This is a genomic window from Ulvibacterium sp., from assembly GCF_965248315.1.
Classification (GTDB): domain Bacteria; phylum Bacteroidota; class Bacteroidia; order Flavobacteriales; family Flavobacteriaceae; genus Ulvibacterium.
Genome location: NZ_CBDFIX010000002.1, coordinates 4,130,749 through 4,146,279, shown reverse-complemented (window position 1 = coordinate 4,146,279; position 15,531 = coordinate 4,130,749). Strand labels below are relative to the sequence as shown.

3 protein-coding genes are annotated in these 15,531 nt (G+C 43.7%); all 3 read left to right on the top strand.

What is annotated here, in order from left to right; genetic code table 11:
• Nucleotide 1: 1 nt before the first annotated feature.
• Nucleotides 2–838 (top strand): LytTR family transcriptional regulator DNA-binding domain-containing protein, encoded by an 837-nt coding sequence (locus tag ACP2AF_RS19290; protein ID WP_425237779.1) that lies wholly within the window; start codon nt 2–4, stop codon nt 836–838.
• 195 nt (nt 839–1,033) lie between these two features.
• Entirely contained in the window at nt 1,034–2,620 is a 1,587-nt protein-coding gene (locus tag ACP2AF_RS19285) for a sulfatase-like hydrolase/transferase (RefSeq protein WP_425237778.1), read from the top strand.
• A 408-nt stretch (nt 2,621–3,028) separates the two neighbouring features.
• Nucleotides 3,029–15,439: a T9SS type B sorting domain-containing protein gene (locus ACP2AF_RS19280; RefSeq protein WP_425237777.1), complete on the top strand. Its 12,411-nt coding sequence runs from the start codon at nt 3,029–3,031 to the stop codon at nt 15,437–15,439.
• Nucleotides 15,440–15,531 lie beyond the last annotated feature (92 nt).

Sequence of the window (15,531 nt, the reverse complement as noted above, 5' to 3'; positions counted from 1 at the left end):
AATGGGACTGTCCTTCTTTAGACAAAGAAAACAAGATGTATCGGAAGCGCAGGAATTACTTTTTAAGTGGCCCTACGTGGGACTTATTACCTTTTCCATTACCACGCTCAATTTTTTGATTACCTATAACCTTCAGGGTACAACCGTTAAGTATGTATATTTCTACATCATTGATTTGGTGACCACCTACCTGATCATTACATTTTATGCCTATGGTATCCAGATCTTGAATAGGAAGGCGCCATTGCACGGTGATTTTGTGAAAAGGGTTACGTATCAATTTACCTTGCACACTTTGGGCGTGGTCATTTTTAGCATCTTGATCAACGAGTTTTTGGACCATCTCTTTTTTAAAGGGGAACGTCTTTCACTTTCCTTTCAATTTTATACACAGGATACGGTATTGGCCCTGGTGTTCACCTTGCTGTTCCATTGTCTGTATCTGGGACTGTACTTGCTGTCGGTCAAGAAACCGCCTCAGGAAGAGGGTATAAAAAAAATTAAAGTCTTTAAGGGCATGGCCCATAAATTGGTGGACTTAAATGATATTGTTTGTATCTATACCTCCTTGGGCAACACCTATGTGGTAGATGGCCGTTACAATAGGTTTGTGTCCGAAAAGACTCTGGGCGAGTTTGAGGAACTGGTTTCCCAACGTTTTTTTAGAGCCAACAGGCAGTTTCTGGTCACCTTGGCCATTATAGATTCATATAAGAGTGTGGCAAATGGTAAAGTGGAAATTTCTTTAAATACAAACAGTATTGGCGATTTGAATAGAAGCATTTATGTAAGCCGGAGCAAGGCATCTTCTTTTAGGTCATGGTTGAAGAAAGGATGAGCATATAAAAGTTTGTAGGGAGAATTGATAGGTCACTGCTTAAGTTAAAAGTCATCTATATAGATCCAAATTAAGTATATAAAGCGATGAAATTAAAATCTAATATGTGCATCCTTTGAAGGATGGCAATCAAGACAATACCTCTTAAAGTTTAAATTATTAAATTAAGAGTCTAGTAACCACTTAAAATAGAAGATGAATCAAAGGATATGTAGAATTCAATTAAAACTGGGATTAAGCCTAATTGTAATGGTATCGTTATCCTGTAAGAATTCGCCTGAACAAGCCAATGAAACAAGAAATCGACCCAATATCGTTATGATCATGGTGGATCAGATGCGCTTTGATAGGTTTGGTGCCGCAGGGGATTCAGTGGTTAAAACTCCAAATATTGATGCCCTGGCCCAAGCGGGCCTGCAATTCAAAAACTCGTATTGCCCTTCACCAGTATGTGCCCCTTCAAGGGCATCGGTAAAGACCGGGATGTTCCCTCCCGGCAATGGAATGGTCACCAATTGGGTACCCTTTAAGGAAAAGGTGACCGATACCTTTAGTATCGACCAGTATTTGCTACCTAAGCGACTTAAATCACTGGGCTACAAAACAGGACTTGTTGGAAAGTTACATTTTGTCCCTGCTGACAGCATGTACGGCTTTGGTCATAGGGCACTCAATGACGCACCCTATTCCGTATATGCCAATGACGATAAAAAATCAGATTACGTAAAATGGTTAAGGGAAACCCATTACAAGCATAGTGAAAAGGACATTGTAGAAATATTTGACAGGGACGAAAGTTACTATCCTGATGATATTTATAAATTCGTTATGGGAAGCGGCTGGAGGACCGAAGAGCAGCATGACATTCCTTGGACAGCCGAAGAATCCATTAGATTTATCGAAAACAGCGATCCAAATGACCCATTTTTTCTGTTCACCTCCTTTTTTGGCCCGCATCAACCTTACTTGGCACCTGCACCGTGGGACACCATGTACAATCCTGATGATATGGAACTCGGACCAAGGTTCTATGCCAATATGGAAGACAGCCCAATATTCAAAAATAGTCCCTTCGGCAAACTGTCGAAGAAACTACGTGCTACCTGGACTGAACGAAAATACAAGGAGACCCTTGCCGCCTATTATGGCCAAATCTCGATGATAGATCACTATATGGGGAAAATATTTGACCAATTGAAGAAAAAGGGAATGTGGGAAAACACTTGGGTCGTATTTCTGGCGGACCATGGCGACTTTAACACGGCATATGGAACTTTCTTTAAAGGGGAGATGTACGATGTAAGCGCCAAGATTCCTTTGATTATAAAACCCGCTGCGGGATATATGAGGGATGGAACAAAGGAAGAACTGGTCAATTCCCTTGATACATATGGGACCATACTGGATATTGCTGGAGATAAGGAATGGGCAAAGCTTCCTGAAATGGAGTCCAGAAGCCTCCTTCCATTTTTTGAGATAGGTAATGATACCGCTCCAAAGTGGAAGAACAAGGTGTATTCCATAATCGGGAAAGACCCAGATAAGAACCTATGTATGTTGCGCTCGGGCAATCTAAAAGTTATTCGTAAGGCAATGGTCGATGGTGGTGCTGTTTACGAACTTTACGATTTCGACAAAGACCCGCTCGAGACCAAGAATGTCTGGGACGATCCCGTCTATAAGGAGCTTCAGGCAGAACTTAAGACGGAACTCGATAACTGGTGGAAAAAGCAAACCCAACGATATCCTAAAGAAATAGATAATTCTTTCCAGGTTCATTAGTTTGGGAATGGAGAACGTTTTCCTTGACATTTGGGACCAACAAACAGGAAATCCAGGCTCAAAAAGATTGAAGAGCCAAAAGTCACCTATTACGAAATTGGAAATTACTCAAAAACAAAATGTAAGTCTTCAACTAAAAGTGGACTGAAGCCGGTCTAACTACGTAGGTCTGGAGAACCTATGAATTTCGTTGGAAATATCGAGTCTATACCAAAGACCCAAAGCTCTCCTTCAACCATATTATTTGCGGTACAACGTATTTGGTTTCTCCAAGAATAGGTTATTCATAAAGCCAAAACAACAAATGCCATGGGCCTCACCACTATCCTCTTGCAGTTAACAACAAATATCTGGTATTGACTGCCAAAGCGATTTTCTTTGTTATAAACAACTACAATTACAGTGCTCATGGCCCCCAGTTTTGACCGGTATCAAATAAAATTGTGCAAGAGGTGCTTTCTGTTCCTGTTACTTATTTCTTGCAATTTTATTACCGCACAGCTAAGTGACCTTCATTATTTACCTCCGTTAAAACAAGGTCAAAATAATCAAGGTATCAGGGATCAAGCAATATATCTATCAACCCCGGAACCAACAACCTTTACGGTTAACGCGTATCGAGGTACCAATCCAGCCCCTGTAGCTTCCTTTAACATTTCTAACGTTAGTCCTGCAGTATGGACCCTAGGTGATGGGGACAACAATATTACCTTGGTAAACAATGCTAATACCGGGGTAGTGCTTACCAATAGTGGATTACGTTTTGAATCCCCAAGCGGAAATCGGTTCTATGTAAATTATAGGGGTAACTCCAATGCTCAAGCTGCTTCACTGACCGCAAAGGGAAGACAGGCTCTGGGAACCCGCTTTAAATGGGGAGGGGTTCCAAACCTGGGGGCCCACTCGTCCAAATCGAATACCTTGGGCATTATGGCCACGGAGAACAACACTACGATCAACGTTTTTGGTTATGATCCGGGTTGTGAATTTAGAGTGGGAAACAATAGGGCGGGAATTACGGACAATACCTATACCATTACATTAAATGCCAACGAATCTTTTGTTTTTGAAACCTATATTGGAAACAGCCCCACCCAGGCTCACGAAGATGGGTGGATCGGTGCTTCCATAATTTCCGATAAGGATATTGTTATTAGCAATGGTTCCATAAACTTTGGTAGACAAGTAGGTGCCAGCAACCGCGATGCCGGTATTGATCAACCTGTACCTGAAAATCGTTTGGGCAAGGAATATGTATTTATCCGTGGCAATGGAAATACTAATGGTTGGACGGAGTTTCCACTACTTATAGCTACCGCGGATAACACCCAAATTTTTGTAAACGGTAATCCCGCACCGATAGCTACACTTAACAATGGGGATTATTTTGAAGTCCCCAATAGCTATTACTCCGCCAATGCCGTTGGAGCCAATATGTTTGTACAGAGCTCGAAAGATGTCTATGCCTATCAGTGTATGGCCGGGGCAAGTCAAGTATACACCCAAGGACTAAATTTTGTTGCCCCCGTAAACTGTTTATTGCCTGATGTTATGGACAATATTCCGGACATAAGGAATATGGCTGGCTTAAATGTAACCGGGGGGATGACCATTATAGCGGCCGCAAATACCCCGGATGCCAACATTCAGGTTACCGATGGAAACGGTGCGGTAACTTTACCAGCTTCAAATCCTGTTTCCGGTTCTACAGACTGGAAAACTTTTTTTATTCCCAATCTTAATGGGGATGTAAGTGTACAATCCACAGGGCCAATGGCTGTTGGATTTTTTGGATATAATGGTGCGAGGGGAGTTGCCGGATACTTCTCCGGATTTGACACCTTGCCAGAGGTAACCCTTGCAATTAGAGGAGGTAGTGGCTGTTTTGTAGGATCAGAAATCTATGAAGCGACGAACAATAATTTCGATGCTTTCCAATGGTATGAAAATGGACAACCTATTCCAGGCGCCAATAGTCCAAGCTATTCACCGCCGGGAGCTGGCGATTATTTTTTAAGGGGTACCAAAGGACCCTGTACTTATGATAGTAACCTGATCCAAGCCCTATACTGTGATCCCGATGTTGTATTGGAGAAAACAGTAGATAAGGCTGAGATTATGGAAGGCGAGACGGCCACGTTTACCATCCGGGTTCAAAACTTGGGCATTGGACCTTTGACCAACCTGCAAATCACGGATAACATTCCAACAGGACTTACTTTAACAAATGCTTTTACCATATCCGGAAGTTGGAGCGGCAACACTTGGAATATTGGAACCTTAAACGGAGGTGAAGTGGCCGAATTGGAACTTGAGGTGCGTGCCGATGAAATAGATGTACTTCCCTTGTTAAGTTTAGCCAATACGGTAACCAATACCCAGGATCAAACGGATACCAACATAACCCCGGACAATCCAACTGCTCTACTTACGGTTCATAATGACTTTGACAACGACGGTATAAATGATATTACGGATTTGGATGATGATAACGATGGAATATATGATGAGGAAGAGTGCGCCACATTGCTATTCAATATTTCAAACGGAAGCCCTCATAACAGTGGCCTTATAACCGTTGACAATTATTTGGTACTCGATGTTTTTAGTATAGACAATTCCTTCAACCTACAAATCAACGGAAATGATATTGCCGGAGAAATTCAGTTCCAGGATGGTGCCTCTGGGAATACAGCTAATTTTATCGATGGCACAGGTTATGGAGAAAACGGCAATCCGGACATTTGGACCATAACCGGTACACACGATAGTCCACTGCTTCGGGTAATTGTTGATCAAGCAGGTGAGTTTAGACTTTTCGGTACACGATCCTCCAATGGGCCATTGGAGCCCATGATGCTAACAACCCCGGCCAACATTGTAAATTGGAACCCATCGGGTAATAACGATGTTACCATCGGTCAAGCCGTAGTAGGCCCGACCAATATGCGGGGTGTACTTCTAACGGCGGGCTGTGATACGGATTCCGATGGTTTTCCCGATCCTTTGGATTTGGATAGCGATGATGACGGTTGTAGTGATGCCAACGAATATTACAAGGATAATACTGCAGATGGTGGCGATGGCGGGGAATATGGTTCCGGGGTACCAGTTGTAGACCCAAATGACGGTACCGTAAACAATGCTACCTATACAAAGGTCTTTGCTCCTGAGATTTTATTGGGCAATACCTCAGAAAACCTGGGCGGACTAGATATTAATGGACAAGGTATTAGTCTTGGACAGACTTTTCAGTATGTACTACGCTTTCAAAATACCGGGGATGACAATGCTGTTAACTATGTTATAAGGGATATATTGCCCAATAACGTAACCTTGGATAATATTGATGTATCCGATGCGCCAGGTACTACGAACACTTACGATATCAACACCAATATCATTGAATTTCAGGTTCCCAATAACCTGGTGGAGGTCGGAGATCCAGAATATACCATTAGGATTATAGTGACAATCTCGGCCAACTGCTCAGATTTTGTGGATGCCTGTTCTTCACAATTGCAGAATTTGGCATATTCTACTTTTCAAGGCACCCTAAATCCAACCGTATTTACTGATGAATTAGGCACTTCCAACTTTCCTTGTAACAGTATTCCAGAGGTTGCTAACAACAATATTTTGAATAACTTGGCCAATTGTGGCCAAGCGAGAACTGTACAGTTGTGCGGTGATGATGTTCTTCTTGCAGCCGGTTCTGGGTTCGGCACATATACATGGGCACTCGACAATAATGGCAATGGGCAGATTGACGGCTCCGATACCGTTTTAAATGACGGTGATCCCGATAACGACCCGAGTACTTTGTTGGTTACGGACATAGGTAATTACATTGTTGAAAAATCGGCAGGAGGTAGTTGTCCGGACCTGACCGAATTAATTACCGTTGAAAGATTTGGTACAACACAGACCAATCCCATAATCGCCTATTTTAACCAGGTTAATTCGGATGGCGATTTGGACAATGACCTATACGGTGAGATCGTTGCCTGTTCCTTGGATGGGGATTTACTGCCAAAGATATTCCTATGTGGTGAAAATGATTCGGCTCTAATCCAATTGGGCATAACCGATGCTCAAAGCATTATCTGGCAAAAGTTGGACGAGACCAGTTGTTCCGACAATGGCGATGATTGTGCCAATAAGAATTTTGGGTGTACCTGGAACGATCTCGCTACTGAAAATAACTTCACGGTGACCGATAGTGGTGAATATCGTGTGGTCATCACGTACCAAAACGGTTGCTTCAGCCGCTTTTATTTTAATGTATTCAAAAACACCTTGGATATCCAACACACCGCTTCGGATATTCTTTGTAGTACTCCGGGGAACATAAGGGTAACCAATATTGGTGCGGGCTATGGGTTCCAGTTGGTGAATACTGCAAATAATGCTATCGTTGTCCCATTTTCCAGTAATAATGGACCCAATTTTGATATTGCGGACAGCGGCACCTACAAAGTTCAGGTTACCCAATTAGATCCTCTCAGCGGGAATCCAATTGATGGGGCCTGTATCTTTGAAACAGAGGACATAGGTATCCTTGAACGTGATTATCAAGTTAATATTACGACTACCCCTGCCGATTGTAATACCTTGGGTACGATAGCGATTCAAGCCCTAAACGTATTGCCTCAGTACAGCTATGAAATCCGTTTGGACGATGGTAGCAATGGAGGACAGGGAACTTTTGTGGACAGTCATCTGGTATCTGACGATAATACCTACACTTTTACCAATGTTAATCAGGGAAACTATATGGTTATTACCACCACGGTCGATGGTTGTACGGATACCCAAAACATAACCGTGGGTGAAATTCCGGAATTGACCTTGACTGCCGTTACTCAAGAAAACATAACATGCGACCCAGGGATAGTAAACCTGACACCAGGTGGAGGAACTCCAAACCCGGATTATAGAATGGCAGTTTGGAGCAAGGATGGAACGGATCTTTATCCAAGTCCGCCAAGTCTTTCCGATATTCCTGCAGGCTCTGTGCAAACGGCTTCTACGTTTCTTTTCAATTCTCCTTTGGAGGCAGGGGATTATGAATTCATTGTTTTTGATGACAATGGTTGTCATGAGTTCTCAAATTTGGTTACTGTGGAGTATTTGGATAGTCCATCCATTACGGCTTCACATTCGGCCATTGTTTGTGCGGACGACTCAACGGCGTCCCTTACCGTTTCGGTTACCGGAGGTACTCCGCCATACCAGTATAGTCTGGACGGTGGGACCAATTACCAGACGGCCGATACATTTCCAAACCTTTCCGCAGGCTTGTATACCATCACCGTTATGGATTCCAGTGGAAGCGGAGTGACAGGTTGCGTAGTAAGCTCGGACTATGAAATTGATCAACCGTTTCGATTAACGGCATCGGCGGCCATAGTAGAGGACGCTTCTTGTAATCCGAGCGGGGCATTGGTCAAGATCTTGAATGCCAACGGTGGGCAGGCACCTTATGAATACAGTTTTGATGGAGGCAGTAATTTTGGCCCGGTAAACGAAAGAAACCTTTTAGCGGGAACCCATCAATTGGTGGTCAGGGATGCTTTGGAATGTACCTTCAATATGAATTTGACGGTTCCGGCTCAAGTATCGGATCCTAACTTATCATACGCCGTCGACTATGATTGTAATGGTATAGGGACTATTACCATCTCAACATCGAACACTACGGATTTCGACTATACCTATAGTCTAAATGGAACAGAAAACACGCCTGCCGATAATAACATATTTGCCAACGTTGCCGCTGGAACACAAACCGTAACGGTAGGTTATTCAAGCAGTATAGCGCCGAATCAAAGTATCCTGTTCTTCGAGGATTTTGGTTCGGGAACCACCACTCAAATAGGTGAAATTGGACCAGACTATTGTTATGAACCGCAAGACGGTTCAGTGACAACCTGCAATAGGGGCCCCGCGGGAATTTTAGTGAACGGTGAATATACGGTTACCGACCGGGTCACCAATCCCGTTCCTTTTTGGACGAGCCCACAAGACCATACAAATCTTACGGATGGCAGGTTCTTGGCCATAGACGTAAGTAACTTCTCGGATACAGGTAACCCACAACTCAATAATATTTTATGGGCAAGGCGGGATATAGAAGTACTGCCCAATGAGGAAATCACCCTTAATTTCTGGGCCTATAACCTCATGAATCTATCAGGAGCTGGTAACAATCCCGAGGTACTTATCGAGATTTTAGACAATACGGGAGCTTTAATTTATAGTGAAGTAGCCCCGGAGATTCCAAAAAACACCAATGATACGGATTGGCATGAACGTACCATCACTTTCGACCCTGGAACCAACACGGATATTGACATTGTGTTTAGAACTAATGTTAACAGTAACGACGGTAATGATTTAATTTTGGATGATATTACAGCTTTCCAAGTGCCCTCTGTTTGTCCAAAAACCCAAGATCTGGCAATTTTGGTGGAGACTGATCAAGCGTTTGATGCCCAATTGCTAAACGTTATTGATCCAAGTTGTAACGGGGTCGCAGATGGATCCATTCGTTTTGAGGTTTCCAATTTTGATGCTTTGGCAGGTTTTGAATACTCTTTGGACGGGACCAATTGGATTGCTTCAATGACCTCACCGGTTACCACAACAACTACCTTGGCCGACGGAAATTATACCGTTCGGGTAAGAAAAGCTAATGAGACTACATGTTCGGTAGACTTCCCGGCTACAATTACGGAACCTTCGGTTATAGTGCCTACATTAGGCTTAACCTCCGAATTTACGTGTTCGAATACCGGTGCAACGCTGGAAGCTTCGGCCACTGGTGGAAGCCCTGAATATGAATACCAACTGGAGGATACCCTAGGAAATATTGTTACATCATATCAAACTGGTCCTGTATTCTCAAATATTGCTGCTGGAGATTACCTAGTTCGGGTAAGGGATAACAATAGTTGCGAAGTACTATTGCAATCTGCAATGGCAGTTACGGTATCCCTACCACAAACCATAGCTTTCACAACATCCCATACCAATTGTTATGATGGCCAAAACAATGCTACCATAAGCGTTCAGGTAACCTCAGGAAATGGAGATTACACGTTTAGCATTAATGGAGGCGCACCAATGAGTCCATCCCTGGCGACTCCCACCGATTACACCTTTACTAATTTAGGAGACGGTACCTATACCATTGAGGTATTCGATACCTATGGGTGTTCCGCTTCAAATACAGCGACTCCTGTTATTATAGATCAAGTCCTTTTGGCGCAAATAGATGCCGTTGATGTTACCGATTGTGCGGATGGTAGCATTACGGTTACTCCTTCTGGTGGTGATGGCAATTATGTGTATGCGTTTTTGCCAACAGGCTCAACCGTAGCGGATTCTGATTTTGGCGCGGCAGACACCTTTACGGTAACCAATGCCACCGCTGGTAATTATGATGTTTACGTAAGGGATAACAATGGGTCTGGTACACCTGATCCGTATTGCCAATATATGGAAACGGTAACGGTGGGCAACGCTCCCGTTTTGGCATTTACGACCGCCCCGACCGATCCAGAGTGCCATGATGGTCTAGGTTCAATAGATATTACCATTACGGCTGGGGATGCACCCTTTACGATAGAGATTATTGATTTGGACAATGGAGGAGCCTCTGATCAAACCGTAAACAATGTACTGGCCAACGATTATACATTTTTCAATCTAAATCCAGGCGATTATACCATTTCCGTAACAGATACGCATGGTTGTCCCATGACCGATACACCGTTGACCTTGAACAATCCAGATGAGCTAACAGCTACTGTTACAGGGGAAACCCCTGGTGATTGTACAGGATTGCCAACTGATTTTGGATTTGATGTTACTGGCTATCCAACAACGATTGGTACAGTTGAGTTTAGTGATGATGCCGGTGCAACCTGGCAGTCTTCGGATCAATTCAGGGGATATAATTCCGGCCAAATCGTCCATCCTTCCTTAAGGACAGTAGATGGTTCCGGGAATACTATCTGTCAAACCGATTTACCTCAGTTCATCATTCCATATCCACTGGACAATCTTGACATTACCCTATCCGCATTGGTAGTGAATTGTAATGAGCTTCAGGTCGTAGTACAAGGTTCCCAAGGTGTGGCCCCTTACCAGTACGCGTTTAGTGATGACCCCGCAAATTTTGATCCTACAACCGCTACTTGGTTTCCAGGAGAAAGTACACATAAAGACGGTAGCCCGGTACTGGCCGGACATGGCAGATATGAATGGTTGGGCTTGGTTCCCGGTAGAACCTATGTTTTTTATGTACAGGACAACAACGGCTGTACAAGACAGAGTGACGTAAATGTAAACAACTTGATAACCCAGCCTTTGGGAATTACCTCTTCGCTTACACCCTCATGTAACGGAAGTAATAACGGTAGCATTACCTATACCATTGTTGAGAATATAGTATCACCGGGTACGGAAATGCAATGGTCATTTTACGATATATCCTCGGGAACACCTGTATTGGTTACTGATAGTGGCGGAAATGTTCCCTTCTCCGCTCCCCAGACATTGACCTTCAATTCTTTGGGAACTGGGAGTTATTTTATAGAAGTTACGAAAATGGATGGTGCTGTTTCCAGTTGTGTCAGTGCTTCGGAAAACGAATTACTGGAAGAGTTGGATGCAATTACCGGAACTCCCGGCATGTTTCGGGATATCAGTTGTGACCGCCCAGGACTTATAGAGATTCCGGATATTTCCGGTGGAGGGGGCATCTATTACTATGATGTTACAGGCCCTGCTCCATTTACATCGATTACGGGTACATTGGACAATCCGATAGAAATTCCGGCAAATTCGCCTTCCGGATCATATACGGTTTCAGTAACCGATCAATACGGCTGTTCAAGCTCGTTGGGCAGCGTAAACTTGAACCTCTCACCTAATCCGGACATCCACAATATTGAAGTTAACAATTGTGGCTCCCAAGCCAGTATTACGGTTACTTCATTTTCAGCGGCACCCATTCATTATAGTATAGATAATGGAGCCGGTTACACGGCAAGTAATAATACGGGTCTGTTTACCAATGTACCCTTGGGTACCTATACGGCAACCATTTTGGACGGCAATGGTTGTGGAGATACGGATACCGTAACCGTACACCCTAGCTTACAGGCCAATGCAAGTTTGGAGCAAATTTTAGGCTGTGGTGTAGGCAACGAAGCGGAAATATTGGTGGAAGCCACCAATGGTTCGGGAAATTATGAATACGAAATAATAGGTACTTCAAGCACTTTGATTTCAAGACAGGCCTTGGCCGTCAACCCAACTACTGTTCCAGTACCAACAGCGGATACATATACCGTTCATATCTACGATATTGGAGTCGATGGGCCAGAATGCTCTCGAACGTTCACCGTGGTAATCGACCCGGCCGTAGTACCTGGCATATCGGTAGATGCTTTCACCGATGCAACCTGCAATGGGGCAAACGATGGTACTCTAACGGTGACTGCCACCAACTTGTTGGCCGGTACACATACCATTGAAATAGTTTCAGGAACTGGGGCCGTACTAAGTACTTTCCCAATTAGTGCACCAAATGGTGGCCATACGGTTACCTTCCAGAACCTTGAGGCAACAAGTTCAGGTATCGACTATACCATTAGGGTGACCTCGTCCAATGGTTGTTTCGCCGAGACCACCCAAGTGATTTCTCAACCAGATGTCATTACTGTTAATGCCATTACTCCGGTACCTTATGAATGCTCTTCCGGAAATACCTCTGGAAATGCAAGTCTAACCTTTGCAGGGGCAAACGGTGGATCTGGAAATTATGTGCGATATGAATTCATACGCGACGGAAATCTGGTACAGGATGGTACAAACCCCACTTGGATCGAAACCGATTTTGCAGGGGGCAATTATCTTATCAATGTCTATGATGAAAATGGCTGTATGGGGAGCACAAGCCCTACTATAGTGCCTTTTGACGAAATGACCACACCCACAATTCATGTGAGTCAAGACATAAGCTGTTCGAACACAGGAGAGGAAATCCGTATAGATGTTACGGGAAGTATAACCAATAGTACCACCGATCTGGGGAATTACCAATTTACGGTACTCTCATCGGGTACTTACACCCAAGATGCTATCCACGAAAATGTATTTACCGAGCTACAGCCAGGGACTCATACTTTTGCCGTAAGGAATATTGCAACAGAATGCGAAATAATTGTAAACCATGTTGTTGAAGAACCGAACACCTTTGACATTGTTGTAGAAAAACTTTCGGATGTTGTATGCTTTGGAACTGATGGCAGTATCCGACTTACCCTGGTGGATGCTACCTATGGCGGAGGGTTCTCATGGGGTATTTTTGACACCAATGGAACTCCGTCCGACCGTTCCGATGACGGCCCGGCCATTGTCCATGGAAATTCTGCAAACCTAGGCCCAACGAGTCCTATCGCCGTGCCTGCCGGTAACTATTTGGTAGAAGTGCTTCAGGATGCTTTTCCGGAATGTAACCAGGTACGGTCTTTCAGTATTACAACACCTCCGGCCCCAATTACCTTAGGCTCTATTGATTTGACCAATGTGGGCTGTAGCAACGACCAGGGTAGTGCCTTGATAGCCCCGACGGGGGGTCAAGGGCCTTATACCATAGCACTGACCCATGTAGGTAGTGGTACAACTACCGTGGAAACATCGGTGAGCAGCCACCTCTTCCAAGGATTAAGCGATGGGGATTATAATGTTAGCATTACCGATGCACTTACTTGTAACCAAGTATTCAACAGTGTCTTTAATTTGGCATTGCCAAGTCCTATTACCGGTACCATTTCAAATACTACTTTGGTTTGCCAAGGAGATACAAATGCGTCGGTATCCATAAGCCCTGGGAATATTAATTATAGATATGTGCTGAACACCTATAGCGATGCGGCAGGAAGTACACTGCTTAGTACCTCGGTGTCCCAAGACGACCGTACCTTTACCAATTTAGGCGCAGGATTTTATAGTATTGAGATAACCGATGATTTTGGATGTACTGAAACGAGTTCAATAGTTGAAATAGAGAACCCCGTTGATGTGCAGGCACAACTGTTTACCCATCAGGCGCTAAGCTGTCAAATGGATGCGGAACTACTTCTGGTGGCATCCGGAGGAACCGGACCCTACGAATGGAGTGAGGACAATAGCAACTTTATTCCTACGAACAATGTCCAGGGAGCAGGCACACATCTATTCACCAACGTGGCATCTGGTAATGATTACCAATACTATATTAGGGATAGTTTTAATTGTGTTTCCATAATATCCAATGAAGTTTCTGTAGATCCCGTGGCGGACCTTTCGGTACCCTTAGATACATCCGCTGCAAACATAAATTGTAATAGTGACGCTACTGCGGCTATTAAAGCCAATGCCAATGGAGGGTTGGGGAACTATGAGTATGCGCTTTTCGATGCGGATTCAAGCACAGAGATTTTACCTAACCAACCTAATGGATTGTTTACTGATTTATCTGCAGGCAACTACTATGTACGGGTCCAAAGTGGGGATTGTGAGGCAATTTCCCAAATAGTACCAATAGCGGAACCTGAACCCTTGGTAGTAGATCCTATTATCTCTGAAATTAGTTGTGCCGATTCCAATGATGGAAGCATATTCTTAGAGGTGACTGGAGGAAGTGGAATCTATCAATTCGCCATTTCACCAAATCTAAACCAGTTTGATGATGAAAATAGTTTTGATGAACTGGCTCCCGGAGATTATACGATAATTGTTCAGGACGGGAACGGTTGTTTTGAGCTTGTGGAGTTTTCATTGACCCCACCTGATGCCTTGGCCGTTACTTCTACCGTGTCCGATGAGATATGCTATCAAAGTAATGATGGAACCATAGCACTGCAAATCACAGGAGGAACGGCACCTTATTCTACAAGTCTAAATAGCAATGAGGATGCGGATTTTGCCCAAGATGTATTGGATTATAGCGGGCTACCCAGTGGCAACCATATTGTTTTTATCAAAGACGCGAATGGATGCGAAATCACAGAAGTTTTCCAAGTACAGGGCGGTGTTAACCTAGCTGGTGAGGCGGTAGTCCAGTATGAATGCGATCCTCAAGGAGCCACATCAAATTCCGTTCAGATCGTTTTTGAAGATCCAAGTATTTCCAATGAAGTACTTTACGGTCTAGACACCGATGAACCCTTGGATATGCAGTTGGAACCGGTTTTTGAAAACCTTACGGGTGGACCTCACGTAATTACCGTAATTCATAGTAATGGATGTTCCACGACCTTTCCATTCGAGGTCACTATTTTTGACCCCTTGGAATTGCAACTCAGAGAAGGCGATATCAACCAAATAAGTGCCGAGGCATTGGGTGGATCGGGCAATTACACTTTTATTTTCAATGATGAGCCTCCTACCGCAGATCAGGAATATTACATTCGCGAAACCGGAACATATACCGTAACGGTAACCGATGAGAACGGATGTAGCATTACCCAAGAGATCTTTATGGAATTTATAGATATTGAAATTCCGAATTTCTTTACGCCGGATGGAGATGGCAATAATGATTCATGGGCTCCACGAAATATAGAACAATACCCCAATATTTTCATAAAGATCTTTGACCGCTATGGAAGAACTATTTTTCAATTTAAAGGCAATCAAGATAGTTGGGATGGACAATATAAGTTCAATGGTCTACCCACGGGCGACTACTGGTACATAATTAAACTTAACGGTATTGAGGATGAGCGTGAGTTTGTAGGTAATTTCACCCTCTATCGTTAAAACTGAAAGTCTCTTTTTTCTGGATGTTGGCTCTAAAAAGACATTTTTGCATTATTTTTTGGTTTGTAGGATTCATTTCTTACGGTCAGCTG